The following is a 26,751-nucleotide window of genomic DNA, read 5'->3' on the forward strand; positions in this document are numbered from 1 at the left end:
CCGGAGCCTGATCCCCCTGCACACCGGCGCGGTACGGGGAACGTATTCGCCATATGGAGCCATGCATGAAACCGCCGAAACGCCTGCAAACCTTTTTCGTCCTGATGCTGGGCATCCTCATCGGGACCGGCCTGACGCTGGAGCGGATCTCCCAGGCGGAGCGGGGGGTCTCCTCGGAGGAGGTGCCCATCCCCTACGAGCAGCTCCAGCTCTTCAGCGAGGTGTACTCCCAGATCAAGGGCAAGTACGTGGAGGACGTGTCCGACGAGGACCTGATGAAGGGGGCCATCGACGGCATGCTCCGCGAGCTCGACCCCCACTCCTCCTACCTCACCAGGGACATGCTCGGCGAGATGCAGGTGGAGACGGAGGGCAAGTTCGGCGGCCTTGGCATCGAGGTCACTACCGAGAACGGCTTCATCAAGGTGGTTTCGCCCATCGACGGTACCCCCGCGGATAAGGCCGGCCTCCAGGCGGGCGACCTGATCGTGCGCATCGACGACACCCCCACCAAGGACATGAACCTCATGGAGGCGGTGGACCAGATGCGGGGCGAGCCGGGCTCCGACATCAAGCTGACCGTGGTTCGCGAGGGCTTCGAGCAGCCGCGGGACTTCACCGTCACCCGGGACGTGATCCGCATCGAGAGCGTGAGCTCCCGCATGCTGCCGCACGGCGTCGGCTACCTGCGGGTCAAGCAGTTCCAGCAGGACACCGGGGCCAAGGTGCGCGAGCATCTCAACAAGCTGCAGGACAAGCGGGAGAGCGGCGAGCTTCGGGGGCTGGTGCTCGACCTGCGCAACAACCCCGGGGGCGTCCTCTCCGCCGCGGTGGAGGTGGCCGATGCCTTCGTCGAGGGCGGCAAGATCGTCTACACCGAGGGCCGCGAGTCCAACAGCGACATGACCCTCAACGCCAACCCGGACCAGGCCCTGAACGGCAAGCCCATGGTGGTGCTGGTGAACAGCGGCTCCGCCTCGGCCTCCGAGATCGTCGCCGGTGCCCTGCAGGACGCCGAGCGGGCCCTTGTGGTGGGCACCCCCACCTTCGGCAAGGGCTCGGTGCAGAGCATCCTGGAGCTGTCCGACGGCTCCGGGCTCAAGCTCACCACCGCCCGGTACTTCACCCCGGCCGGCCGGTCCATCCAGGCCGAGGGAATCGACCCGGACATCGCCGTCAAGCCGCTGGAGGTTTCCCAGCCCGAGGACAACGGCAATCGCCTGACCGAGCGGGACCTCCCCGGCCATCTGATGAACAACAGCCTGGAGGGCGAGGAAGGCGGCGAAGAGGGCCAGGAGCAGTCGGAGGAGGGCGAGGCCCCGGATTACATGGACGACTATCAGCTCAACCAGGCCCTGAACCTGCTGCGCGGCATCATCCTTATGGAGTCCAAGCAGGCCTCCTGAGGGAAGCAGAGCGTGGCCCGGAAACGTAGTGGCAAGCGCAAGAAGCCGAGCCCGGCCCAGCGCCGGCGGCGGTACCTGGCCGCCGGCCTCCTGGGTCTCGGGCTGCTCCTGGGGTTGGTGGGCGGCATAGGGGTGTGGGTGTACAGCGGGGGGGATCCCGCCGGCCACCGCACCGTGCAGCGCACGCCCTCGGTGGAGGCCGAGCCCGAAAAGGGTCCTGCCGACCCCGCGGAGGAGGAGCCGGGGCTGCGGGACCGCGGCCCGCGCGCCGCCATCATTATCGACGACATGGGCCGCAGCCGGGCCCAGGCGCGGGCCATCAGCCGGCTTCCCTACCCGGTGGCCATGGCCGTCCTGCCGGGCACCCCCCACGCCGACGACACGGCGCGGCAGGCTCATGCCCGGGAGAAGGAGGTCCTGGTGCACATGCCCATGGAGCCCGGGGACAGCGCCATCCCCCTGGGGCCCACCTTCCTGCGGGAGGACATGGACCGGGAGGCCCTGGTGCGCCAGCTGCGCGCCAATCTGCGGGTCATCCCCCACGCCGTGGGCATCAACAACCACATGGGCAGCGCCCTGACCGCCGATGCACGGTCCATGGGCTGGGTGATGGAAGCCCTGGGGGAGCACGACCTGTTCTTCGTGGACTCGCGCACCACCCATAAGACTCGGGCGCTGGACGAGGCCCGGTCCGCCGGAATCCATTCGGCGAGCCGGGACGTCTTCCTCGACCACGAGCCGACGGAGGAATACGTCCGCGCCCAGTTCCGGGAGCTCCTGCGGCTGGCCCGGAACCGGGGCACGGCCATCGCCATCGGCCACCCGCACCCCGCCACCCTCAAGGTGCTGCGGGAGATGCTGCCCGCCGCCTCGGCGGCGGGGGTGGAGATCGTCCCGGTGCGCGAGGTGGTGGCGGTACGCTCCAGCGAGGCGGCCCGGGCCGGCACCCTGGCCTACAGCGACACCAACCAAGGCGAAGGAGAGGCACCATGAGCCGCGTCGTCGTACCCCTCGTGGAAGGCTTCGAGGAAGTGGAAGCGCTCACCATCGTGGACATCCTGCGGCGCGCGGGGGTCGACGTGGTCACCGCCGCGGTGGCCGAGAGCCCCGTGCGCTCCTCCCACGACGTGCCGGTGGGGGCGGACACCACCGTCGCCGCCGTCAAGGACGACCCGGAGGTGGAGATGGTGGTGCTTCCGGGCGGCCCGGGCACGCCCCGGCTCGCCGAGAGCCCCGACCTCAAGGCCCTGGTCCAGCGCCTGCGGGATGCGGACCGGGAGGTGGCCGCCATCTGCGCGGCCCCCTCGGTGCTCGCGGAGTTCGGCGTCCTCGACGGCAAGCGCGCCACCAGCTTCCCCGCCGTCAAGGAGAAGCTCACCGCCGTGGGTGTGGACTACCAGGAGGACACGGTGGTCCGCGACGGCAAGGTGACCACCTCGCGGGGCCCCGGCACCGCCATGGACTTCGCCCTGGAGCTGGTGGGGATCCTGGAGGGCCCGGCCAAGCGCGACGAGGTGGAGTCCGGCCTCATGCGCCCGGAGGCGGCCGCCACCGCCTGAGGGGGGCTGCAGGGAAGCCACCAGGAGCAGGAAGAAGGGCCCGCCCCCGCAGGGGCGGGCCCTTCTGCGTTGGGGCGGGGCGGCTCGCTAACTAGGTTTCCTAGGCCAACCCGGCTCAGGGCGAGGCGAGGAAGCGCCGATAGGCGAGCACCTTGATGCCGTCAAGCAGGACCATCCACGCGATGGCATACCCCCACACGATCCCCGCCCATACCCAGCCGATGGGCGCCATCAGGAACCCATATACCGCCGCGAGGGTCCCGGCGACCTGGGTGGCCTCCAGGGCGATGAACAGGGTCGCGCTGGGGAACGGGCGCTGCCAGAACCAGCCCTGCTGTCGGGTCAGGAACAGGGTCATGTGCCCGGCTACCAGGAGCTTCAGGAACAGGAGGGTCTGGATGAGGTGGGCGGGATGCCCCACCAGATCCCGCAGGATCCAGTACAGAAAGAAGCTGGACACCACCCCGGCCGGACCCAGCAACCCCGCGATGGCCAGAATGCGCGGCATCCGCCATCGGACCGGCCGCCCGGGGGTGGGAGCGTTGTCCCAGGCGATGGCGACGATGGCGATGTCGTTGAGGATCACCAGCAGGATGATCATGATCGGGGTGATGGGGTGGAAGGCGAAGGCCGCCACCGCGATGGACAGGAACAGCAGCAGACGGATGGTTTCCGTGATGCGGTAGGTGGCGTAGCCCGTCATGCGCCCGAAGATGCGCCGGGCCTCCTCCACGCCCCGGATGATGACGTCCAGGCCGCTTTCCGTGAGGACCAGGTCCGAGGCGCTGCGGGCCGCATCGGTGGCCCCGGGTACCGCGATGCCCACATCCGCCTGCTTCAGGGCCGGCGCGTCGTTCACGCCGTCCCCGGTCATGCCGACGATCCGGTCCGCCGCCTGGAAATGGCGGATGATCTCGAACTTGTGCTCCGGGGTCACCTCGGCGAAGCCGTCGGCGGCCAGCACCTCTTCGTGGATGCTCCAGTCGATCTCCCCCCGGCCCGGCCCCCCGGCCTCCCCCGGTCCGAACAGGTCCGCGGCCCGCACTAGGTTGGTGTTCAGGCCGATCTGCCGGGCAATCTGCCGGCCGATGGCGGGGTGGTCCCCCGTGACCATGCGCAGGTCGAGGTGGCGGGCCTTGGCGTCCCGGACCATCTGGGCCTTATCCTCCCGGGGCGGATCCAGGAGGGGCAGGATGGCCAGGTAGCGCCACCCCTCCTCCGGATCGTGGCGGGCCACCCCCAGGGAGCGGAAGCCCTGCTCCCCGAGCCGGTCCGCCTCCCGATGGACCCGGTCGGTCACGCCCTCCGGCTCCCCCATGAGGTCCAGGACCACCTGAGGGGCGCCCTTGACCACCGTGAAGCGTCGGCCGTCCCGGGCCACGTCCGCCTCGGCCCGCTTGCGGTTCGGGTCGAAGGGCCGGAAGGCCTCCACCCGGTAGCCCTCCAGGCCGTCCGGGGGGTGCGGGTAGCCGAGGATGGCGCGGTCGATGGGGTCGGGCTCCTCGCGGTCCGTGGTCAGGGTGGCCGCGAGCACGGCCTCCCGGGCGTCCCTGCCCTCGATCAGGACCGGCTCCTGGAGGGCGAGCTGGTTCTTGGTCAGGGTCCCCGTCTTGTCGGCGCAAAGCACCTGAAGCCCCGCCATCTCGTCCATGGCGGCGAGGCGGGAGACGATGGCCTTCATGCGGGCCAGGCGACTGGCCCCGATGCTCATGGTGACGGAGAGCACGGCCGGCATGGCCTGGGGGATCCCGGCCAGCACCAGGCCCAGGGCGAACAGGATCACCGTCCAGACCGGGGTGCCGCGATGGAGGGAGAGGGCGACGACGAGCGCCACCAGGAGCAGGGAGGCGGCGATCAGGAAATAGCCGATGCGCAGGACCGCCCGCCGGAAATGGGACTCCCCGCCGGCCTCCCGCACCAGCGCCACGGTGCGGGCGAACCGGGTGGCGGGTCCCGTGGCCACCACCACCGCCCAGGCCTTGCCCAGCTGGGCGGTGGTGCCGGAGTAGAGGAGGTCGCCGCCCTCCTTGGTCACCGGCAGCGACTCTCCGGTCAGGGCGGACTCATCGGCGCTCAGGGACTGGTCCTCCAACATCCGCGCGTCGGCCGGGACCACGTGGCCGAGGCTCACCAGGATGATGTCCCCGGGCACCAGGTCCCGCGCGGGGATCCTCGCCCGCCGGCCGTCGCGCAGGACCAGGGCCTCAAGGGCCAGGCGTCGCTTGAGGGCGTCGATGGCCTGGCTGGCCTTGTGTTCGTGCCAGAAGCTGACCCCGCCGTTGATGGCGAGCAGGACCATGATGACGGCGAAGTCCTCCCACCGCTGGGAGATCCCGGCGAGCAGGGCGGCCACCTCGATCATCCAGGGTATTGGTCCCCAGAAGTAGGACAGGAACCGGAGCAGGGGATGGGCCTTCTCCTCCTCCAGCGCGTTGGGACCGACCTGCTCCCGGCGGCGGTCGGCCTCCTGGCTGGACAGGCCGGCAGCCGGGTCGGTTTCCAGCTCCTCAAGGGTCCGGGCGATCGGCTGGCTGCCCGCCGTGTCCGGATCCAGGGATGGGGGAGGTCTGCTTCCTGCCCGCGCTTGGGCCATGCCTCCTCCTGCGCAGGGTTGTTGTAGGGAGCCAGGGGCGGAAGTCGGAGGGAAAGATCCCGGGAGGCACCGGGCCATGGATCCAGGATCCAGTGCCGCGCCCGGCCGGGCAATTGGCCCAATCCCTACGGAGCAGGGGTTGCGCGGTCCCGGCTGCGGTAGGGGGCGCCGGGATTCGGCGAGGGCCGTGCCGGGGCTCGGGGGTACACCCCAGGGCCATTGGGAAGGGCCCGAATCCTGGGAACCGTACTGACACTTTACGATGGTTGCGCACGGTTTGGCCGTACCCGACACGGCTCCGGGAAGGATGGTCGGCTTTCCCTCTTCGACTTCCGCGCACCCGTGCCGGAGAGCCCCCCTTCCCGATCCGCGCCCGCCGGAGGACCTCGCCATGGAGCTGCAGGAGCGGGGGACCATCTACCTAGTGGGCGCCCGCTAGCGGCCCGCTTGGTGAGAGGAAGGAGACCCATCCATGCCCGCTCCCGATCCCGGCGCCGGGCCCCTCTACGACCGGGGCATGGTCTTCCACCAGGGGCTCCCCGTCGCCATGGGGGCCGTAACCCGGATCAACCGCGACCGGGTGGACCTCGAGGTGGGTCCCCTGGGCTTCGAGGCCGAAACCCCGGTCTCCGTGGACCTCTACCCCAGGGGCGACGTGCATGCCCCCGAGCGACGGGTGACCGGCTACGTGGAGGCCGCGGACCGGGGTCTCCTGGCCATCCGCCTGGAGCGGTGACGGCCGGTCAGCGCCTCCCGCGGATGGTTTCAAGGAGCCACCGCTCCAGGTCCCGGCAGAGACGCGCCAGGTTGCGCTCCTGGCCCTCCGCGGCCGCCGGGGCGTCGGCGCGCGGGGTGCCCCGCTTGTAGGAAAACCGCTCCTGTTTCGGGAGCTCCTCCGGGAAACCGCGCCGCCCACCAGGAAATTGATCGGGATCACCAGCGGGACGGCCTGGTAGTCGGCAGTGCCCAGGCGGTCGATGGCCCGCCGGTCCCAGCCCATGGCCACGTGGCGGGCGAGGGAGGCGAGTTGGTCCCGGGCACGGTCCCGCTCCCGCGGGGCTAGCCCGCGCCCCCGGGACCGCGAGGCGCCGGTGGATGGTCCGGGGCTCGCTCCAGGCGATTGCGGCCGGCGGTCTTGGCGGTGTAGAGGGCGTCGTCCACCCGCTTGAGCAGGGCCTTCATGGAGTCCCCCCGGTGGATGCCGGCCACACCCACGCTGATGGTGAGGGACAGGCCCCCGGCGAAGGTGGTGCCGGCCACCAGGCGGCGCAGGTCCTCGCCCACCTTGACCGCCGCCGCGGCGTCCGTCTCCGGCAGGAGCACCAGGAATTCCTCGCCGCCCCAGCGGGCCAGCACGTCCGTGTCCCGGAGCCGCCCCTGGACCCGGGCCGCCATCTCCCGGAGCACGGCGTCCCCCGTGGCGTGGCCGTGCGCGTCGTTGACCGCCTTGAAGAAGTCCAGGTCGAACATCACCAGGGCCGCCTCCGCTTCGTAGCGGTTCACCCGGTACAGCTCCCGGTCCAGGAGGTCCTCGAAATGCAGGCGGTTCACGGCGCCGGTGAGGGCGTCGTAGGTGGCCCGGTACTCCAGCTCCGCCTCGGCGGCCTTCCGCGCACGGATGTCGTTGGCCACGGCGATGTAGCGGATGTCTCCGGCCACCGTGTCCCGCAGCCGCGACAAAGTGAGGTCCACCCACACGGAGCGGCCCCCGTGGTCCAGGAAGCGCTTCTCCAGGCGCACCGAGCCGAAGCCGGCGGCCAGGCCCTCGCGGATCCGCTGGGTCTCCTTGGCCACGTCGTCGGGGTGGGTGAGCTCGCGGAAGGAGCGGCCCTCCAGCTCCGCCACCGGCCGCCCGAGCAGCTCGGCGAAGGCCGGGTTGGCGAGGACGATGCGCCCCTCCTCGTCCCCCAAGGCGATGGCGTTGGCGCTGTGCTCGAACACGGAGCGGAAGAGGCGCTCGCTCCGGCGTCGGGAGGTCACCTCGCGCTCCAGGGTGCGGCGCAGGTCCAGGGTGATCAGCCACAGGAAGCCCAGGGTCCAGCCGGCCACCGCCGCGACGAGCACGGCCTTGGAGACGCCGTGGACCAGGGGTTGACCGAAGGGCCCGGCGGGCGGCGCGACCAGGGCCAGTCCGGCTCGGGCCGCGAGCCCCGCCGCGGCGAACAGGAAGGCCCCGCTCATGAGGAGGTGGGTCCAGGTGCGCTGCCTGACCGGGGTGGCGAGGAGGACCGCGCTACAGGCGCCCAGGAGCCCCGCACCGGCCACGGTGTACAGCACGATCCGGGCGGGTGGGCTGGGCAGCGGGTAGGTGTAAAAGGCGATCCCGAGCCCCGCCGCGATCACCCCGGCCAGGGCCCAGGCGTCGGCGAAGGGGCGGCCGGCGCGCTGGTGGAGGGCCTTGAGGATGAGGACGGCGCCGGCGAGCACCAGGGTCTCGCCCAGCACCGTGCCCAGCAGTTCCGGGGCGCTTCCGCGCAGGGCGGAGAGGAGGTAGCCCAGGCCGGCCAGGCCGTGGCCGGCGGCCCAGGGCCCCGATTCCGGCCGGCCCACCCCCTGCACCCACAGCCCGCCGAACACCACGGCCACCAGCGCCCCCAGCACCGCGAGCAGGAGGAACAGGGTCTGGATATCCAGGTGCAGGAGCACGCTGTCCGGCATGGGCCATGCCCTCCGGGGGCGCCCACGGGGCGGGTTGCCCAGGGTCGAGGCGGAGCCTCAGCGCCGCCGGTCGACGAGGCTCCACAGGATGGCGGCCAGGCCCGCCCCCGCCAGCCCGGCGGCCAGCCACCACGCCGGGAAGCCCAGGCGTGCGCCGAGGCCGGGAATCAGGGCGGACGCGGCCCCGGCCACCAGCAGGGTGGCCCCGGTCCAGGTGAAGGCCAGCCGGCGGATGCCGGCGCGCACCTCCTGGCGGAGCTGGTCCAGCTGCGGGCCGCGGAGGTTGAGGACCAGCTCGTCGTTCACGGCCCGTTCCAGGAAGGCGGAGGTGACCCGGGGCAGGCGGGGCAGCAGCCGGTTCCACTCCGGGGCCTCCTGCCGCAGCTCGTTCCACAGCCGCGTGGGCCCCTTCTCCTCCTCCATCCACTCGCGCAGCAGGGGCTGCAGGGCCAGCCAGATGTTCATCTCCGGATTGAAGTCCCGGGCGATGCCCTCCACGTTGACCATGGTCTTCTGCAGCAGCACCAGTTGCGGCTGGGTGGGCATGTGGAAGCGCCGGGTGGTCTGGAACAGCCGCATGAGCAGGTTGGCCATGGAGATCTCCTGCAGCGGCCGGTCCAGCACGGGCTCGGCGATGGCGCGCAGGGCGTCCTCGAAGGCCACCATGTCGGTGTCCGGCGGCACGTACTCCGCCTCCAGGTGCACCTCGGCGGCGCGGGTGTAGTCGCGGCGCAGGAAGGCCAGCAGCATGTCGGCCAAGTAGCGGCGCTGGTCCGCGGCCAGGATGCCCATGATGCCGAAGTCCACCACCCGCAGCTGGTTCCCCGGCCCCACGAAAACGTTGCCCGGGTGCATGTCGGCGTGGAAGTAGCCGTCCCGGAACACCTGCTGGAAGAACACCTCCGCGGCGTTGCGCGACACCTCCACCACGTCCACCTTCGCCTCGGCGAGCTTGTCGGGCTCGTCGATGGGGAGCCCTTCCACCCATTCCATGGTAAGCACATCGCGGGTGGTGTGCCCCCAGTAGATGCGCGGTACGCGCAGCACGGGGTTGTTGTGGAAGTTGCGGCGCAGCTGGCTGGCGTGGGCCCCCTCCTTCTCCAGGTCCAGCTCGTCGTGGATGGTCTTGGCGAACTCCCCCACCACCGCCACGAAGCGCAGCCGGCGCGCCTCGGTGAGGTAGCGCTCCGCCTGCGCGGCGAAGGCGAACATCACCGCCAGGTCCGTCTCGATGACGCGCTCGATGCCGGGCCGGCGCACCTTCACCGCCGCCACTTCGCCGTCGGGCAGCACCGCCCGGTGTACCTGGGCGATGGAGGCGGAGGCCACCGGCTCCCGGTCGAATTCGAGGAAGCTCTCCTCCAGGGGCGCGCCCAGGGAGCGCTCCACCATGGCCGCCGCCTGGTCGCTGGGGAAGGACGGTACCGCGTCCTGCAGGGCGGAGAGCTCGCCGATGATGTCCTCGGGCAGCAGGTCGCGGCGGGTGGAGAGGATCTGGCCCAGCTTGATGAAGGGTGGGCCCAGCTCCTCCATGGCCAGCCGCAGGCGGGCGCCGTGGGTGTGGGTGCGGACGACGCGGTTGCGGAAGGGCACCAGCCGGCTTACCCAAGCGTAGGGCCGGAAGAAGGGGATGGCGCCGATCAGCTCGTCCAGGCCGTACTTGGCGAAGGTGCGGGCGATGCGCAGCATGCGCAGCACATGCCGCGGCCGCAGGCGTCGGTAGGCGGCGGGCGGCTTGGCGGGGGGCGGGGCGGGCACGACGTTCCCCGGCGGTTAGGGCTTGAAGCCGGTGTGCAGGGCCACCACGCCCCCGGTGAGGTTGGTGTAGCCGGTGCGGGTGAAGCCGGCGTCGGCGAACATCTCGCGCAGGGTCTCCTGGTCCGGGTGCTGGCGGATGGACTCCACCAGGTACTGGTAGCTGTCGGAGTCTCCCGTTACCACCTTGCCCATGCGCGGGATCATGTGGAAGGAGTAAGCGTCGTAGAAGGGCTTGAGCGGCGCCACCGGGTGGGAGAATTCCAGCACCAGCAGCTGGCCGCCCGGCTTCAGCACCCGCAGGAATTCCTGCAGGGCCTTGCCCTTGCGGGTCATGTTGCGCAGGCCGAAGGCCACCGTGACCACGTTGAAGTGGTCCGAGGGCAGCGGCAGCCGCTCGCTGTCGGCGGTGAGCCAGTCCAGATTCCCCACCAGCCCCTCGTCCGCCAGCCGCCGGCGGCCCACGTGCAGCATCTCGTAGTTGATGTCCGACACCAGCACCCAGCCGCGCGGCCCCACCTTGGGGCTGAACAGCCGCGCCAGATCCCCCGTTCCCCCGGCCGCGTCCAGGACCCGGTCCCCGGGCTTGGGCTCGGCGCGCATGACCGTGTGGCGCTTCCACCAGCGGTGCAGGCCGCCCGACATGAGGTCGTTCATCAGGTCGTAGTTGCCCGCCACCGAGTCGAACACGCCCTTGACCCGCTTGGCCTTCTCGGAGAGCGGCACCTCCTGGAAGCCGAAGTGGGTAGTGGGCGTGGCGTTTTCCTGCTTGGTGTCGTCGCTGCGGTCGGCGCTCATGGCGGCTCGGTCCTCTGGCTCCGGAGTCAGTCCGCTCGGCGGGGACGGGGAAAGGGGGCAGCCTACTGCAGATCCGGGATCCCTTCAATTCGGGACGGTTTGTGTGCGCTTACAATGTCCGAAAGGCCGACGAAAATGGCCCCCGCTTCCGGCGGAGGGCCAGGGACAAAGTCCTCCTTGCGGTCGGCCATATATTTGGTTAGCTTGAATCGGGAGACACAAGATATTGTGTTTTTCCACAGATTCCACATTTTCCACAGGGCCGCGTCCGCCCGGCGCCGGCCTGCTGTGGCTGCCATACCGTCACCCGGAGGAAGCCCATGACCGCCAAAGTCCAGCCGCTCAATGAGAACGCCGCGCAGGCCCGGGTGGAGTTCCAGGACGCCTCCCTGGACATCTGGGACAAGAAGTACCGCCTCAAGGACCTGCGCGGCGAGCCGGTGGACGCGGACGTGGACGGCACCTACCGGCGCGTGGCCCGCGCCCTGGCGGACGTGGAGGAGGCCGATCAGCGCGAGCACTGGTACGAGCGCTTCCTGTGGGCCCTGCGCCAGGGCGCCATCCCCGCGGGGCGCATCGTCTCCAACGCCGGCGGCCAGGACTACAAGCCCGCCACCTCCACCATCAACTGCACCGTCTCCGGCACCGTGGACGACTCCATGGACGGCATCCTCCGCAAGGTGCACGAGGCGGGGCTGACCCTGAAGGCGGGCTGCGGCATCGGCTACGACTTTTCCACCCTGCGGCCCAAGGGCGCCTTCGTGGCGGGCGCCGGCGCCATCACCTCCGGGCCGCTGTCCTTCATGGACATCTTCGACCGCATGTGCTTCACCATCTCCTCCGCGGGCGGGCGCCGCGGGGCGCAGATGGCCACCTTCGACGTGGGCCACCCGGACGTGCAGGACTTCATCCGCGCCAAGCGCGAGGACGGCCGCCTGCGCCAGTTCAACATGTCCCTGCTGGTCACCCACGACTTCATGGAGGCGGTGAAGAGCGACGGCTGGTGGCCGCTGGTGTTCCCCATCTCCGAGAAGCAGGCGGAGGTGGAGGACATCGACTTCCAGGATCCCGAGCAGGTGGTCTGGCGGGACTGGCCCGGCAAGGAGGGCTACATCACCGGCAACGACGGCCGCGTGGCCTGCAAGGTGTACCGCACCATCAAGGCGCGCCACCTGTGGAACGCCATCATGTCCTCCACCTACGACTACGCCGAGCCCGGCTTCATCCTCATCGACCAGTACAACGACATGAACAACAACTGGTTCGTGGAGAACATCCGGGCGACCAATCCGTGCGTGACCGCCGACACCTGGGTGCAGACCGGCGAGGGGCCGCGCCAGGTGCGCGATCTCATCGGAACCTCTTTCCATGCCCGGGTGGACGGCACCGACCATCCCACCGCGCCCGAGGGCTTCTTCCATACCGCCGACAAGCCGGTGGTACGCCTGACCACCCAGGAGGGCTATAGCCTGCGGCTCACCAGTGACCACCAGGTACGCAAGGTGGTGCGCCAGACCCGCTGGTCCACCGAGACCGCCTGGGTGGCTGCCGGTGAGCTGGAAGCCGGGGACCGGGTGCTGCTTCACGACCATCGCGGAAACGCTGATTGGGAGGGTCCCTATAACCACGAGCAGGGCTATCTGACCGGCCTGCTGGTAGGCGACGGAACGCTCAAGGCCGACCAGGCGGTACTGTCCGTTTGGCAGTCCGCCCCTGCCGCTGACGGAGCCCAGGCGATGGGCCCGAAGGCGGTAATGGCGGAAGCCCTAAGGGCTGCCGAGGGCCTGCCCCATCGAGCCGATTTCGCGGGTTGGCGGGAGATCCCCGACAGAAATGAGTCCCGCCTTACCATGAAGGCGCTCAAGGAACTGGCCGACGAGCTGGGCATGGCCCCAGGCGACAAGGCCATCACCCCGACGATGGAGCGTGCCTCCGCCGATTTCTATCGTGGTTTCCTGCGGGGGCTGTTCGACGCCGATGGCTCGGTGCAGGGCACCCAGGCCAAGGGCGTATCCGTGCGCCTGGCGCAGTCGGACCTCCCGCGCCTGGAGGCGGTGCAGCGGATGCTGCTGCGCCTGGGCATCAAGTCCACTGTCTACACCGATCGCAGGGCGGGCGTTGGCACCGCCGAGCTTCCCGACGGCAAGGGCGGCAGCGCCGACTACGCCATCCAGCCCCAGCACGAGCTGGTGATCGCCGGCGAGAACCTAGCCCGCTTCCGGGAGGAGATCGGCTTCGCGGATACCGACAAGCAGGCCCGGCTCACGAACCTGCTTGGCAGCTACAAGCGTTCCCTCAACCGTGAGCGCTTCACCGCCAGAGTTGATTCGGTCGTGGAGGAAGGGGTCGAGCCGGTCTACGACGTCCAGGTGCCGGGGGTGAATGAGTTCGACGCCAACGGCATTCACGCCCACAACTGCGGCGAGCAGGGCCTGCCCCCCTACGGCGCCTGCCTGCTGGGCTCGGTGAACCTCACCCAGTTCGTGCGCAATCCCTTCACCGAGGACGCCTACTTCGACTGGGAGCAGTACCGCGAGGTGGTGGCGGTGTTCACCCGCATGCTCGACAACGTGGTGGAGATCTCCGGCCTGCCCCTGGACCGGCAGCAGGAGGAGATCCGCCGCAAGCGCCGCCACGGCATGGGCTTCCTGGGCCTCGGCTCCACCCTGGCCATGCTGCGCATGAAGTACGGCGAGCCCAAGTCGGTGGACTTCACCGAGCAGGTGGCCCGCGAGCTGGCCGAGACCGGCTGGCGCGCCAGCGCCGAGCTGGCAAAAGAGAAAGGCCCGGCACCGATCATGGAAGAGGTGTTCACCGTGGACGAGGAGATGCTGCGCCTGCGCCCGGAGATGGCGGAGGACGGCTACAAGCCGGGCGACCAGGTGCCGGGCAAGGTGCTCATGGCCCGCTACAGTCGCTACATGCAGCAGTTCCCCAAGGAGGTCACCGACCCCATCGCCGAGCACGGGGCGCGCTTCACCCACCACAGCTCCATCGCCCCCACGGGCACCATCTCGCTGTCCCTGGCCAACAACGCCAGCAACGGCATCGAGCCGAGCTTTGCCCACAAGTACTTCCGCAACGTGATCCGGGACGGCAAGAAGTCCAAGGAGAAGGTGGAGGTGGATTCCTACGAGCTGCTTGCCTACAAGCAGTTCGTGAACCCCGAGGGCGACCCGGAGGCCGAGGATCCGGAGAACCGGCTGCCCGACTACTTCGTGGACACCAACACCATCTCCCCGCAGCAGCACGTGGAGATCCAGGCCGCCGCGCAGAAGTGGATCGACAGCTCCATCTCCAAGACCATCAACGTGCCCCAGGACTTCGACTTCCAGGACTTCAAGGACATCTACCTCTACGCCTACGACAAGGGCCTCAAGGGCTGCACCACCTTCCGCTTCAACCCCGAGGCCTTCCAGGGCGTGCTGGTGCAGGACAAGGACCTCAAGAACACCACCTACCGCTTCGAGCTGGACGACGGCAGCGTGGTGGAGGCGCGGGGCGACGAGGAGATCGAGTACGACGGCGAACTGCACAACGCCGCGAATCTGTATGACGCGTTGAAGGAGGGGTATTACGGGCGGTTTTAGGCCTTAAGGGGAGGACCTTTCCTCCCCTTAACAACCCCTTGAGAACATCGGTTGAAAGTTCAATGTTTGGAACAAAAAATAAATATTTGCAGAGAAAAACCGTTGAAAATGCCTTCCAGCCTGCCAAAGAGGTTTCAGATCCGGAGAGGTTTGCCGGAAGGCGGGGTGTTGTGGAGAGTTCCTACTATGGCTTGATTGATGAAGGATCAAATATTGCCATTGTGGGAAATAGAGGTGTGGGGAAAACATCTTTGGCCAGGCAGATTTTGGCGATATCAGAGGGTGATAATTCTCTTCTAAATCAACTTGGCCTGCCTTCAGATGAAGTAATGGATTTTCTGCCCATTTATTTCTCAGCGAGCAGGTCCATAAGTTCTTTCCAAGAACTTCTACATAAGATTCTTACTGCTCGAGAAGGTCTTTGGGATTGGGTTTACGATGTGCCTAAGGCCAAAGAAGTGATGGAGTCATATACTCCAAAATTCTCGGCGGGGGTAGCCTCTTTAGGGGGTGAGAAAAAAGAGGTGGAGCAAACCGCTTCTGCAATTGATGACCACGATGTTGAAACCGTTTTCACAAATATTGTGCAAGAGATTGTCAAGGAACGGATTGCACGTGATGGGATACTGATCGTAATTGATGAATTTGATCAAATTCAAAATCCTGAAGGTTTCGCGTCATTTTTGAAGTCGCTTTCAACTAATGCGCCAAAAGTCAAATTTGTAATAGTCGGTGTTGCTCAGGACATTCAAAACCTTATTAGGGAGCACCAGTCGTCCGACAGGTTGTTTGCTGGAAGCATTGTTAAAGTTCCTCCAATGGAAAAGGAGGAGCTTAGGCAAATTGTCCGTATAGCAGAGAGGCATGTTTCTAATAAGATTGAATTTGACGAGGAAGCCACTGAAAAGCTTGTCTCCCTGGCTCAGGGGCATCCGTATATGGTCCATTTGATTGGGAAGTTTGCCCTTCGAGAAGCGTTTATGAAGGAGGTGGATGTAATTGGCGAGGAAGATATTCAGGCTACTTTGCGTCGGATAGCTGAATCTGAGGCGGACCCTATTTTGGAAGGCCGCTATAAAACTGCGGTGGCTTCTTCAAGGCATCGGGAGTTGGTCCTTAAGGCGATGGCAGAAATGCAATCTGAAGAAGATGAGGTTTTTACAGGTACTGCTTATAAGCTCGCCTTGGATTGGGGGGTAGATAATGCTAGTCAATTCGTTGGCCATCTTACCTCTCAAGATTATGGCGGTGAGCTAATCAAAGTCCGAGACCGTTACTATCGTTTCAGAGACTCCCTTTTCGCCGCCTATGTGAAAGCTAGGCCTAACCTGTACTGAGGTGACCAAATGACCATCAAGATCGACCAGCAGATCACCGGCTATTCGGTGGTGAAGGACGACAACGAGCAGAATCAAGGCCCGCAGGTGGCCGCCGAGCAGGGCGAGGCGGACGTGGTGCACGTGACGCCGCCCGACGAGCGCCCGGAGCGGCTGGAGGGCTCTACCTACAAGATCAAGACGCCCCTGTCCGAGCACGCCCTGTACGTGACCATCAACGACGTGGTCATGCACGAGGGCACGCCCAAGGAGCACCGCCGGCCCTTCGAGATCTTCATCAACTCCAAGAACATGGAGCACTTCCAGTGGATCGTGGCCCTGACGCGGGTGATCTCCGGGGTTTTCCGCAAGGGCGGCGACGTCTGCTTCCTCGTCGAGGAGCTGCGTTCCGTGTTCGATCCCTCCGGCGGCTACTTCAAGAAGGGCGGCCGCTACATGCCCTCGCTGGTGGCCGAGCTCGGCGAGGTGCTGGAGATGCACCTGCAGCGCATCGGCATGATCGAGAAGCAGGAGACGCCGGAGGCGCTCAAGGCCAAGAAGGCCAAGGCCGAGGAGTCCGGAGCGCTTTCCAACGCCACCCAGTGCGGCGCCTGCGGCGCCATGGCCATGGTGCGCATGGACGGCTGCAACCTGTGCCTGGAGTGCGGCGATTCCAAGTGCGGCTGATCGGTAAGCCCGAGACGGGCGAAAGGGGGAGGACGGTGGGTTTTCCTATTTCTTCGCGCGCCGCGTGGCGCTCCGGCTTGGCGCTGGCCATGGGCCTGTGGTCCGTCCAGGCGATCCCCGCCCAGGGGGAGGAACAGAACGTCCAGGTCCCGATCACCCCGCCGGGTGCGGGTTCCGCCGATATCGATTTCAAGGATTTGCCAAGGGCGATCGATTCCGAATCCGGAGTCTTCGGTCTGCCGCTCGGAGCCTCCCTGGAGGACACGGTCGCTCGCTTCGGATCCCCGAACGGCTTGGCCCGCCTGGGTGGGGGGCGAACCGCGCTCTTCTATGGCACGGCTCTTACCATGGTTTTCGAGGACGGGGCCCTTTCCGAGGTCCAATACCAGAACATGGGACAGCTGAAATTCAACCTGGAGTCGGAGGAGCACCCCTTCTTCGACCACGTGAAATGGGAGCTGGGCCCCGGAATCCAGCGGGGAATGAAGTTCAAGGAAGCCGCAGAGCTCTTGGGCCGGGAGGACGCGGAACCGGATTACGAGCTGACCGCGGTGGCCGATAACGGGGTGCGGTTCAAGCTTAGCTTCTCCAGCACCCAATGGTCTGAGGACCGGTGGTTTAAGCTTACCGGTTTCACCATGCGCCGGGGATCCTCGGATTCCTCGGCCCAACCCTTCATGGTTCCTATCCCCGCAGGCCCTGACCAGGAGTAGCTGCCCCTGGTGTGTCGCTCCCGATGGGTGGTTCAGGGGGCTTACGCGCCCTGATGGTCCATGCGGAAGGCTTTGCGGTTCCCCCGGGATTGGCTTACGACCTCTGCATCCCAAGCGCGGAGGCCCGGCAGGATATCCCGCCCAACGGTCGAAGCCGATAGCCGCTCCCACCGGGCCAGCGCTGCCGGACGCCGGCTACACCCGCTCCTCCTCCACCTCCGCGAAGCCTTCCGCCTCGGTGTCCACGCCCGTCCAGGGCTCGTCGGGCAGGTGGTGCTTGAGGCCTTCGCGCGGGGCGAAGCGCTCCTCGCGCAGTCCCTTCATGACCCCCGCCACCATCAGGATCATGATGACGGAGAAGGGCAGCGCGGCGGCGATGACCGCGTCCTGCAGGGTCTGGGTGCCGCCGCCCACCACCAGCACGGCGGTGAGCACGCCGATGCCCAGGCCCCAGGCGATGCGGTGGCGCAGGGGCGGGCTGGGGTTGCCGTAGGCCATGATGGTGTTGATCACCAGGGTCCCGGAGTCGGCGGAGGTGATGAAGAAGATGGCGATGAGCAGGGTGGCCAGGGCGGCGGTGCCCGTGGCCAGGGCGTCCACGGTGGTGAGGGCCTCGATGGTGCGGTACAGGGCCACGGTGACGTCCTGCTGCACGGCGCCGGCGATGGCCACCGTGTCGTTCATCTCCAGGTCGATGGCGGTGCCGCCGAGGGCGGCGATCCAGACGAAGTTGAACACGGTGGGCAGCAGCAGGACGCCGAAGACGAACTCGCGCAGGGTGCGGCCCCGGGACACGCGGGCGATGAACATGCCCACGAAGGGCGACCAGGCGATCCACCAGCCCCAGTAGAACACCGTCCATTCGGTGTGCCAGTCGCGGTTGCCGTCCATGCCGGTCCAGAAGGAGTGGCCGATCAGCGTCTGGAAGTACTCGCCGCCGGCCTGCAGGAGGTAGCCGAGCAGCTGCCAGGTGGGACCGAGGACCAGGAACAGCACTAGCAGCACCACCGCTAGCCACAGGTTGATCTCCGACAGCCGTCGCACGCCGCGGCGCACGCCCGAGGCCACCGAGGCGGTGGCGGCCAGGGTGACCACGGCGATGATGCCGAGCTGCAGGGTTTGGCTGCGCTCGATGCCGAGCAGCTCCGAGAGGCCGGTCTCCATCTGCTGGGCGCCGAAGCCCAGGGTGGTGGCCACGCCGAACACGGTGGCCAGCACGGCGAAGATGTCCACCAGGTGGCCGGCGGTGCCGTGGATGCGGTTGCCGAGCAGGGGGTACAGGGCCGAGCGCAGGGTCAGGGGTAGGCCCTGACGGTAGGCGAAGTAGGCCAGGGCCAGGGCCACCACGGCGAACACGCTCCACGCCGACAGCCCCCAGTGGAAGTAGGTGAGCCGTAGCGCCGCCATGGCCGCCTCCGGGGAGCCGCCGTCCTCCACCAGCGGGTTGTCGCCGAGGTGGAGGATGGGCTCGGCGATGCTCCAGAACAGCAGCCCCACGCCGGTGCCGGCGGCGAACAGCATGGCCAGCCAGGGGACCAGGGTGAACTCCGGCTGCTCGAAATCACTGCCCAGGCGGACGTTCTTGTAGCGGCCAGCGCCGAGCCAGATGACGAAGGCGAGAATGAAAGCCACCAGCCCCACGTAGTACCAGGCGAGGAAGGGGCTCACGCGGTCGCGCAGCTCCTCCAGGAAACGCGCCGTCTCCCCGCTGGCCAGGGTCCCCATCAGCAGCATGGCCACCATGAGGGCGGAGGCGCCCAGGTAGACCACCGGGCTCATGCCCTTCAGGGGGCCGCGCGTGGCCCGTTTGCCTTCCTCCATGACCGTTTCCTTGTCTGCTCGGGAGTTTCCCGGGTTGGGGCCGGGTGCCGGTGGCGTCCCGCGCCGGTTTCCGCCGCCGGAGACAGGCCCTAGAATGAGGCAGTTCCCCACCCGCCACTCAGGGGCTTGCGATGGCCTCCACCTACCACGAGATCGCCCTGCTGCTGCTCATCTCCGCGGGGGTGGGGTTGCTGGGCATCCGGCTGCGTCAGCCCCTGATCGTGGCCTTCATCGTGGTGGGGCTGGCGGTGGGGCCCGCCGGGCTGGGCCTGGTCACCGCCCATACCCAGATCGAGCTGCTGGCCGAGATCGGCATCACCATCCTGCTGTTCCTGGTGGGCCTGAAGCTGGACCTCCACCTGGTGCGGCGGCTGGGGCCGGTGGCCCTGGCCACGGGGCTGGGCCAGCTCGGCTTCACCATCGCCTTCGGCTACCTGATCGGCCTGGCCCTCGGGCTGGAGCCCATGACGGCGCTGTACGTGGCGGTGGCCCTCACCTTCTCCAGCACCATCATCATCGTCAAGCTCCTGTCCGACAAGCACGAGATCGACGCCCTGCACGGGCGCATCGCCATGGGCTTCCTGATTGTCCAGGACATCGCCGTGGTGGTGGCCATGGCCCTGCTGGGCGCCTCCGGGGGCCAGGAGGGCGGCGTCGTGACCGCCGCCACGGCGGCGGCCACGCTGGTGGCCGTGATGGGGGCGGTGCTGCTGCTCATGCGCTACGTCTTCCCCCGTCTGGTGCCGGTGCTCGGCCAGTCCCACGACCTGCTGCTGATCTTCGCCGTGGCCTGGGGCACCGGCCTGGCGAGCCTCGGCGAGGTGGCCGGCTTCGGCAAGGAGGTGGGGGCCTTCCTGGCGGGGTTCTCGCTGGCCTCGGCGGGTCATCGCGAGCTGATCGGGGAGCGCCTGGCCAGCCTGCGCGACTTCCTGCTGCTGTTCTTCTTCATCGACCTCGGCAGCAAGCTGGACCTCTCCACCCTGGGCGGCGAGCTGGGCTCGGCCGCGGTGCTGTCGGCCTTCGTGCTGGTGGGGAACCCCCTGGTGGTGCTCGCCATCATGGGCTTCATGGGCTATCGCAAGCGCACGGGCTTCCTCGCCGGGCTCACGGTGGCCCAGATCAGCGAGTTCTCCATCATCTTCATCGCCCTGGGCATCTCCCTGGGGCACATCGGCGAGGAGGCCCTGGGCCTGGTGACCATGGTGGGCCTAGTGACCATCACCCTGTCCACCTACATGATCCTCTACTCCAACCGCCTGTTCGGCTGGGTGGAGCCCTGGCTGGGGCCCTTCGAGCGCCGCCACCCCCACCGGGAGATGGCGGTGGAGGAGCGGGCCCGGGCCCTGCGCGAGGCGCGGGTGGTGGTCATGGGCATGGGCCGCCTGGGTCGCCGCATCGCCGCCCGCCTGCAGGCTGGCGGGACGCGCGTGGTGGGGGTGGACTTCGATCCCGAGGCGGCGCGCCGGGCCGAGGAGGCGGATATCACCGTCTTTCCGGGCGACGCCTCCGATCCGGAGGTGGTCAAGGCCCTGCCCGGCAAGCGCGGCACCTACATCATTAGCACGGTGCCCAAGGTGGAGCCCAACCTGGCCCTGTGGCGGGGCCTGGGGCAGACTGGGAACGAGGCCGAGGTGCTGGTGGCGGCCTTCAGCGACCGGGACACCGAGCGGCTTACCGAGGCGGGCATCCCGCGCCTGCTGCTGCCCTACGCCAGCGCGGCGGAGTACGCCGCGGAGACCGTGGCAGGAGAACTGATGAAGGGGAAGAGGGCGTGACCCTTCGGGCGGATCGCATCCTCGTGGCAACCGACTTCTCGGAGCAGGCGGAGCGGGCGACCCGCCGCGCCCTGGCCCTGGCCCCCGCCGACGGCAGCCTGCACCTGCTGCACGTGCTCGCCGAGGGCCCCCTGCAGCGGCTCCGCGAGGTGCTGGGCGTCTCGGTGGGCCGGGAGGCCCGCGAGGCCGTGCTGGCCGCCGCCCGGGAGCGCCTGGAGGACCTGCGCGCGCGGCTGGCGGCGGAGTACGCTGGCACCGTCAGCGCCGAGGTGGTGGAGGGCCACCCCCGCACCGCCATCGGCGACTACGCCCGCGCCGGCGGCTACGACCTGGTGGTGGCGGGCGCCTATGGGCAGGAGGGCGAGGAGCGGCTCTTTTCCGGGGTCACCGCCCAGAAGGTGGTGCGCACCGCCGACCGGCCGGTGCTGCTGGTTCGCGCGGGGGAGGGGGCCGGGCGGGGCTACCGTCGTGTGGTGGTGGCCGTGGACTTCTCGGCGGCCTCGAGGAAGGCCCTGGAGTGGGCGCTGGCGCTCTGTCCCCAGGCCACCCTCTACGTGCTGCACGTCTTCGAGCTGCCCTTCCAGCAGAGCATCGACTACGACGCCTTGCCCCTGGAGGTGGCCGAGCGCTACCGGGAGGAGGGCCACGCCCTCGCCAAGGCCGAGCTGGACCGCTTCCTGGACGGCTTCGGCGACCGCGGCCGGTGCCGCCCCCTGGTCCGCCAGGGCGATCCGTCCCGCGTCATCCTCGGCCAAGCCCGGGCCCAGGAGGCCGATCTGGTGGTGGTGGGCTCGCGGGGCCGGGGCGGGATGAGCGAATCCCTGCTGGGGAGCGTCAACCTCCACCTCCTGCACCGGGCGGAATGCGACGTCCTCACCGTCCGGCCCTGAACGCCGTGGCCCGCTCCCCCGAGGACACGGCGCCGCGCGCCATCCTGGTCATCCGCCTGAGCGCCATCGGCGACGTGGTCATGGCCTCGGCCGTTCTCCCCGTCCTGCGCCGCGCCTACCCCGACGCCCGCATCGACTGGCTGGCCGAGCCGCCCGCCGACGCCGTCCTGGCGGCCCGGGAGGAGCTGGGGGAGGTGATCCGCTGGCCCAAGGCGGAATGGCGCGGCCTGCTGCGGCGGGGACGCCTTTGGGCCCTCCTGCGGGCCTTCCTGGGCCTCGCCCGGGGCCTGCGGCGCAACCGCTACGATCTGGTGCTGGACCTGCAGGGTTTGGCCAAGAGCGGGCTGTGGGCCCGGCTCACGGGCGCGCCGGAGCGGGTGGGCCTGGGCTCGCGGGAGGGCAGCCGCTGGCTGATGACCCGGGTGGTGGCGCGGGACGGCAACGAGGAGCGCATCGCCTCCGAGTACCGGAATTTGGTCCGGGAGCTGGGCCTGGAGCCCGGGGCCTTCCCCCTGGCCCCGGCCGTTTCCGGGACGGCCCGGGAGGAGGCTGCCCGGGCCCTGGCGGAGGCGGGCATCAAGGGCCCCTTCGCGGTCCTCGCCCCCTTCACCACCCGCCCGCAGAAGCACTGGCTGGAGGAGCGCTGGGCGGACCTCGCCGCGCGGATCCGGGACGGGATGGGCCTGCCAGTGGTGCTGGTGGGCGGCCCGGGCGACCGGGCGGCCGCCGCCCGCATCGCCGCCCGGACCGAGGGGGAGGTGGCGGACCTCGCCGGGCGCACGGGGCTGGCCGGAAGCCTCGCCGTGCTGCGGGAGGCGGCCCTGTGCGTGGGGGTGGACACGGGGCTCACCCACGCCGCCATCGGCTTCGGCACCCCCACCGTGGCCCTGTTCGGCTCCACCCGCCCCTACCTGGATCCGGCCACGCCGAGCGCCCGGGTGCTCTACTCCGGCCTGCCCTGCGCACCCTGCGGGCGCCGGCCCACCTGCGGCGGGGCCTTTCACTGCATGGCGGCCATCCCCGTGGACGACGTGCTGGCCGAGGCGCGGGCGGTGCGCGCCTCGACCGGAGACACGGCGTGAGGATCCTGCACGTTGAGACCGGGCGCCACCTGTACGGCGGCGCCGCCCAGGTGCTCTACCTGCTGGAGGGGCTGGCCCGGCACGGCGACAGCGAGAGCCACCTGGCCTGCCCGAGGGACAGCGCCATTGCCGCGGCCGCGCGGGAGGCGGGAATCCCCGTCCACGACACCGGCCGGGGCGGTGACCTGGCCCCGGGTATGGCCCTGCGGCTGCGCCGCCTCCTGGGCCGCCTGCGGCCGGACCTGGTCCACGTGCACAGCCGCCGCGGGGCGGACCTGTGGGGCGGCCTGGCGGCGCGGTGGGCCGGGGTCCCTGCGGTGCTCAGCCGGCGGGTGGACAACCCGGAGCCGCGCTGGTGGGTGGCCCGCAAGTACCCCCTGTACGCCCGGACCATCGCCATCTCCGCCGGCATCCGGGAGGTGCTGCTCGCCGAGGGCGTGCCGGCGGAGCGGGTGGTCACCGTCCCCAGCGCCGTGGACGCCCGGCGCTACGCGTTGCCCTGCGATCCCGCGTGGTTCCGGGGTGAGCTCGGGCTGCCCGACGGCGGGCCGGTGCTGGGGGTGGTGGCGCAGCTCATCGAGCGCAAGGGGCATACCTACCTGCTCCAGGCCCTGCCGGTCCTCCGCGAGCGCTTCCCGGACCTCCGGGTGGTGCTGTTCGGCCAGGGCCCCCTGCGCGCGGCCCTGGAGGACGAGGCGCGGCGGCGCGGGGTGGCGGAGGCCGTCCGGTTCGCCGGGTTCCGTGAGGACCTGGCGCGGATGCTGCCCTGCCTGGACCTGGTGGTCCATCCGGCCCTGCGCGAAGGGCTCGGGGTCTCCCTGCTGCAGGCCGCGGCCGCCGGCGTCCCCATCGTCGCCGCCCGCGCCGGCGGCATCCCCGAGGCGGTCCGGGACGGGGAGAACGGCCGGCTGGTGGCGCCGGGGAACGCCCCCGCCCTGGCCGCCGCCGTCGGGGACCTCCTGGCCGACCCCGGCGCCGCCGCGCGCATGGGCCGGGCCGGGAGGGAGCTGGTGCGCCGGGAGTTCGACATCGAGGCCATGGTGGCGGGCAACCGCCGGGTCTACCGGGAGGTCCTCGGGCGCTGAACCGCCGGCGGGATATGGGGTACCCTGTCCGCGGGGCGCGGCCCGGCGCCCTCCCCATGCGGACCTTCCAGAGGGGCAGGACATGCGCAACCGATTCCGATGGCGGGCCCCCGGCCGGTGGGGCGTTCCGATCCTCGCGGTCGCGCTCGGTCTGGCTGCCGCGCCGGCCGGTGCGGGGGACGCCGGGGAAGAAGCCGCCCCCGTGGAGGAGCCGCCCGCCGAGGCCGGCCCTCCGGAGGCCGAGCAGCCCGCCGCGGCGCCCCCGGAGCCGGAGAGCGCACCCGAGCCGCCCCCGGGCCTGGACCGCTCCTTCCCGGTGGAGCCGGGACCGCCCGCGTCCGGGGACGACGAGCGGGACTGCTGCTCCATGGAGCATTAGCTCCCCCCCCCATCCCCCGATAAACACAGGAAGACGATCCATGGAAGCCAGCCCCGTCATCGACCGCCTGCGCTCCCTGGTGGAGCCGGGCACCATCGCCTCCATGGCCCACCTGGGCATCAACACCGAGCACGCCCTTGGGGTGCGGGTGCCCCGGCTGCGGGAGCTGGCCCGAGAGATCGGCACCGACCACGATCTGGCCCTGGCCCTGTGGGGCTCCGGCATCCACGAGGCGCGCATCCTCGCCTCCATGGTGGCCGACCCCGCCCGGGTGGACGGCGACCTCATGGAGGCCTGGGTGGCGGATTTCAACTCCTGGGACCTTGCGGACCAGTGCTGCGCCAACCTGTTCTGGAAGGCGCCCGCCGCGTGGGATAAGGCGCGGGTCTGGTCGGAGCGGGAGGAGGACCTCCCCCGCCGGGCCGGCTACGTGCTCATGGCCACCCTGGCCCTCCACGACGCCGAGGCCGGCGACGACGCCTTCGCGGCCTTTTTCCCGGCCATCGAGCGCGGCGCCGGCGATCAGCGGGAGCGGGTGCGCAAGGGGGTGAGCTGGGCGCTGCGCCAGATCGGCAAGCGCTCGCAGGGCCTGAACGCCCGGGCCCTGGAGGTGGCCGAGGCCCTGCAGGACCAAGTCAGTCAGCCCAAGGAGGCCCACCGCCTCGGCCACGAGGCGGCGCTGGAGCTGCGCTCGGAGCTGGTGCAGCAGCGCCTGGACTAGGACACTAGGCCTCGCCTCAGGAAGGGGCGGGACGGGGCTGGGAGGGGCCCAGGGCGACCGTCAGCACCAGCGCCCCGGCGACGATCAGCCCGTAGTCCTGCGGTACGCCCAGCAGCACCGCGGCGCTGCCGCCGATCCCGGTCCAGGCCAGGGGGATGGCGAGCAGCCGCCAGGGAGGCCCGCCGGAGGTGAGCAGCAGCACCCCCAGGGTGAGAAGGGTGGTGGGACAGGGGGCCACCCCCGCCAGGGAGATATCGGGGTAGTCGCGGGGCCCCAGCAGGCTGACCAGCGGTTGAATCGCCAGGGCGTACACCACCAGCAGGGCAGCGAGCCAGCCGCGCCATCCGGTGGCCGGCCCCAGCCGCCAGCGCGCCTTCCAGGCGCCGTCCCAGGCCAGCAGCACGCCCTGCACGATGAACAGGGCGGCGTAGGCGTAGGCCAGGGGATTGATGGCGGTGAAAAAGGCCAGGTGGTAGACCCCGCCCACGAGCAGCCAGAAGGCCGCCAGGATCCCCGCCACCGCCCGGTCCCCCCAGGGGGGGCGGGCGATGTACAGGGCCACCACCGTGAGCCCAAGTAGCGTCCCCAGGAGGGGCAGGGGCCAGAGGGCCTGGTTGTAGGCCGCGTAAACGGCGAGGAATTCATCCAGGGTGTACGGCATCCCGTAATCCCGGGTTGCGGGTTACGGGACCAGTCTACACCACCTGTTGCCTTTACCCGACAGGTTGGAGGAAACCGTCCCCCCTCTTTTCCGGGGGCGAGCCGGGGACTCCCGGCCGCCGTTCAGGCGGTGGCCGGATGCTGCTCCTCGTGGCGCTCCAGCTCATTGAGCACCGTGGCAAGGCTGGCGTCGAGCTGCCGGGCCCGCAGCTCCAGGGAGTCCAGGGTCCGGCGCCGCTGGTAATCGTTCAGGTCCGGAATCTCCCCCGCCTCGCGCAAGAGGGCGAGCTGGGTCTGCCGGAAATGGGTGCGCAGGAACTGCCAGCGGGTTAACAGCTGGGAGGCGGCGATGTAGGGGTCCTCGCCGTCCTCCACCTCCCGGCGCAGGCGCTCCAGGATCTCCTCCTGGGCGCGGAGGCTGGCGTGTGCGGTGTCCAGGTTGGTTCTCCAGTCCTTTTGCTTCATGGATGCCGACCCTGCTGAATGTGTGGTTGCCTTCCCGGTCGGGGGTCCCCGGGCTGAGGGGAGCATTAGGCCTCGATTCGGGTCGGGCGGCCAATTAGGTGAACCCCCTATGTCTATAAGGCTGCATGGTTTTTCCGTATCGCACGCGCCCGGGGCGGGAGGGCCGCGTCGCTGAATCCTGGCGGCCCGGGGGGGACGGCGGAGATTTCGGCTTTTCGGAATTTTTCCGTTCCTGGGTGTCCGCCTGGTCGGAAGGCCAAGGAGACCATGCCATCCCCTTGCCACTCGGGGCGATTTTGCGATTGCCCCGGGCCGGTCCTTGCGGTAAAAATCCCCGAAAACCCTTGTCTTTTCCACGCGCCCTGGGACCTGCCCGGGCGGTGGGGTGGTGCGCCGGGCGGGCTAGGGGTGGGCCGGGGCGCGCGCCATCGGTGGCCCGGCCCGAAGGGCTTCCCCCGGGGAGCGCCCGTCCACGGTGCAGACCCGGTAGTACCCCTGCTCCCGGAGGGCCATGCGCCACCACAGGTTGCCGCGCCGCCCGGGGACAAGGGCGATGGCCGCCGCCGTCAGTCCGACGGCGAGCGCGAGAACCGGGGCGTCCCGGAGGACGGCCGTGCCGGCGAGTCCGCTGAGGGCCAAGGCGATGCCCAGCAGGGCCAGGCCCAGGCGCCCCATGCCCTTGCTGAGGGCCCACAGCCCGCCGCCCAGGAAGGCGGGCCAGGAGAACCCCTGCTTCACGGCCCGGATGCCGTGCGCGGGATGGCGATAGATGTCGTAGATCTTCATGGGTACGAGCTC

At 69.4% G+C, this 26,751-nt stretch carries 22 protein-coding genes; 14 read left to right on the forward strand and 8 right to left on the reverse strand.

The features are described from left to right. Positions 1-65 precede the first annotated feature (65 nt). The 3 genes from AN478_RS03760 to AN478_RS03770 are packed head-to-tail and all read left to right on the forward strand — an operon-like array spanning position 66 to position 2,965. The gene (locus tag AN478_RS03760; RefSeq protein ID WP_054965292.1) at positions 66-1,406 is read left to right on the forward strand and encodes a S41 family peptidase; all 1,341 of its coding nucleotides are present in this window, start codon (positions 66-68) and stop codon (positions 1,404-1,406) included. 12 nt (positions 1,407-1,418) lie between these two features. Further along, positions 1,419-2,399 (forward strand): divergent polysaccharide deacetylase family protein, encoded by a 981-nt coding sequence (locus AN478_RS03765; protein ID WP_054965293.1) that lies wholly within the window; start codon positions 1,419-1,421, stop codon positions 2,397-2,399. Further along, positions 2,396-2,965, forward strand: coding sequence for a DJ-1 family glyoxalase III (locus AN478_RS03770; RefSeq protein ID WP_054965294.1), 570 nt, complete (start codon positions 2,396-2,398; stop codon positions 2,963-2,965). The genes AN478_RS03765 and AN478_RS03770 overlap by 4 nt, the downstream gene beginning before the upstream one ends. A gap of 115 nt (positions 2,966-3,080) precedes the next feature. Here AN478_RS03770 and AN478_RS03775 read toward each other — a convergent pair whose 3' ends face one another. Next, positions 3,081-5,558 (reverse strand): plasma-membrane proton-efflux P-type ATPase, encoded by a 2,478-nt coding sequence (locus tag AN478_RS03775; protein ID WP_054965295.1) that lies wholly within the window; start codon positions 5,556-5,558, stop codon positions 3,081-3,083. 472 nt (positions 5,559-6,030) lie between these two features. On the opposite strand from AN478_RS03775, the gene AN478_RS03780 reads away from it, so the two are divergent. Then, a complete protein-coding gene (locus AN478_RS03780; RefSeq protein WP_054965296.1) occupies positions 6,031-6,294 on the forward strand; it encodes a hypothetical protein in 264 nt (87 codons plus the stop codon). Positions 6,295-6,617: 323 nt separating this feature from the next. On the opposite strand, the gene AN478_RS03785 is transcribed toward AN478_RS03780, so the two are convergent. From AN478_RS03785 to AN478_RS03795, 3 genes are read right to left on the reverse strand one after another with little or no spacing between them, the layout of a single operon-like run. After that, positions 6,618-8,216: a GGDEF domain-containing protein gene (locus AN478_RS03785; protein WP_054965297.1), complete on the reverse strand. Its 1,599-nt coding sequence runs from the start codon at positions 8,214-8,216 to the stop codon at positions 6,618-6,620. 57 nt (positions 8,217-8,273) lie between these two features. Next, complete coding sequence (gene ubiB, locus AN478_RS03790) at positions 8,274-9,974, reverse strand: 2-polyprenylphenol 6-hydroxylase (RefSeq protein ID WP_054965298.1); 1,701 nt, start codon at positions 9,972-9,974, stop codon at positions 8,274-8,276. A 15-nt stretch (positions 9,975-9,989) separates the two neighbouring features. Continuing rightward, positions 9,990-10,769 carry a class I SAM-dependent methyltransferase gene (locus AN478_RS03795; protein ID WP_054965299.1) on the reverse strand — a complete coding sequence of 260 codons (780 nt, stop codon included), beginning with the start codon at positions 10,767-10,769 and terminating at the stop codon, positions 9,990-9,992. A gap of 320 nt (positions 10,770-11,089) precedes the next feature. Between AN478_RS03795 and AN478_RS03800 the strand changes: the two genes are divergently transcribed. The 4 genes from AN478_RS03800 (at position 11,090) to AN478_RS03810 (ending at position 17,075) form a co-directional block, all read left to right on the forward strand. After that, a complete protein-coding gene (locus AN478_RS03800; RefSeq protein WP_054965300.1) occupies positions 11,090-14,359 on the forward strand; it encodes an LAGLIDADG family homing endonuclease in 3,270 nt (1,089 codons plus the stop codon). 62 nt (positions 14,360-14,421) lie between these two features. Next, positions 14,422-15,696 (forward strand): nSTAND1 domain-containing NTPase, encoded by a 1,275-nt coding sequence (locus AN478_RS13465; RefSeq protein ID WP_082432796.1) that lies wholly within the window; start codon positions 14,422-14,424, stop codon positions 15,694-15,696. Positions 15,697-15,705: 9 nt separating this feature from the next. Beyond that, a complete protein-coding gene (locus tag AN478_RS03805; RefSeq protein WP_054965301.1) occupies positions 15,706-16,362 on the forward strand; it encodes a TSCPD domain-containing protein in 657 nt (218 codons plus the stop codon). Next, positions 16,353-17,075: a hypothetical protein gene (locus tag AN478_RS03810; RefSeq protein WP_143004133.1), complete on the forward strand. Its 723-nt coding sequence runs from the start codon at positions 16,353-16,355 to the stop codon at positions 17,073-17,075. Before AN478_RS03805 ends, AN478_RS03810 begins: the two co-directional genes overlap by 10 nt. 195 nt (positions 17,076-17,270) lie before the next feature. Here AN478_RS03810 and AN478_RS03815 read toward each other — a convergent pair whose 3' ends face one another. Beyond that, positions 17,271-18,896 (reverse strand): BCCT family transporter, encoded by a 1,626-nt coding sequence (locus tag AN478_RS03815; protein WP_054965303.1) that lies wholly within the window; start codon positions 18,894-18,896, stop codon positions 17,271-17,273. Between the two features lie 131 nt (positions 18,897-19,027). Between AN478_RS03815 and AN478_RS03820 the strand changes: the two genes are divergently transcribed. From AN478_RS03820 to AN478_RS03845, 6 genes are all read left to right on the forward strand, one after another. Then, entirely contained in the window at positions 19,028-20,671 is a 1,644-nt protein-coding gene (locus tag AN478_RS03820) for a cation:proton antiporter (RefSeq protein WP_054965304.1), read from the forward strand. Further along, on the forward strand, positions 20,668-21,561 hold the full coding sequence (locus AN478_RS03825; protein WP_054965305.1) for a universal stress protein: 894 nt from the start codon (positions 20,668-20,670) through the stop codon (positions 21,559-21,561). Before AN478_RS03820 ends, AN478_RS03825 begins: the two co-directional genes overlap by 4 nt. Then, positions 21,534-22,643 (forward strand): glycosyltransferase family 9 protein, encoded by a 1,110-nt coding sequence (locus AN478_RS03830; protein WP_054965306.1) that lies wholly within the window; start codon positions 21,534-21,536, stop codon positions 22,641-22,643. The genes AN478_RS03825 and AN478_RS03830 overlap by 28 nt, the downstream gene beginning before the upstream one ends. Continuing rightward, entirely contained in the window at positions 22,640-23,728 is a 1,089-nt protein-coding gene (locus tag AN478_RS03835; protein WP_054965307.1) for a glycosyltransferase, read from the forward strand. Before AN478_RS03830 ends, AN478_RS03835 begins: the two co-directional genes overlap by 4 nt. An 82-nt stretch (positions 23,729-23,810) precedes the next feature. Next, the gene (locus AN478_RS03840) at positions 23,811-24,107 is read left to right on the forward strand and encodes a hypothetical protein (protein WP_054965308.1); all 297 of its coding nucleotides are present in this window, start codon (positions 23,811-23,813) and stop codon (positions 24,105-24,107) included. Between the two features lie 40 nt (positions 24,108-24,147). Beyond that, positions 24,148-24,828 carry a DNA alkylation repair protein gene (locus AN478_RS03845; RefSeq protein ID WP_054965309.1) on the forward strand — a complete coding sequence of 227 codons (681 nt, stop codon included), beginning with the start codon at positions 24,148-24,150 and terminating at the stop codon, positions 24,826-24,828. 16 nt (positions 24,829-24,844) lie between these two features. On the opposite strand, the gene AN478_RS03850 is transcribed toward AN478_RS03845, so the two are convergent. The 3 genes from AN478_RS03850 to AN478_RS03860 form a co-directional block, all read right to left on the reverse strand. After that, a complete protein-coding gene (locus AN478_RS03850; protein WP_054965310.1) occupies positions 24,845-25,489 on the reverse strand; it encodes a DUF6064 family protein in 645 nt (214 codons plus the stop codon). A 122-nt stretch (positions 25,490-25,611) separates the two neighbouring features. After that, positions 25,612-25,953: a hypothetical protein gene (locus AN478_RS03855; protein ID WP_054965311.1), complete on the reverse strand. Its 342-nt coding sequence runs from the start codon at positions 25,951-25,953 to the stop codon at positions 25,612-25,614. A gap of 402 nt (positions 25,954-26,355) precedes the next feature. Then, positions 26,356-26,739: a hypothetical protein gene (locus AN478_RS03860; protein ID WP_054965312.1), complete on the reverse strand. Its 384-nt coding sequence runs from the start codon at positions 26,737-26,739 to the stop codon at positions 26,356-26,358. Between the last annotated feature and the right edge of the window lie 12 nt (positions 26,740-26,751).

The sequence above is a fragment of the Thiohalorhabdus denitrificans genome (assembly GCF_001399755.1).
Lineage (GTDB): Bacteria > Pseudomonadota > Gammaproteobacteria > Thiohalorhabdales > Thiohalorhabdaceae > Thiohalorhabdus > Thiohalorhabdus denitrificans.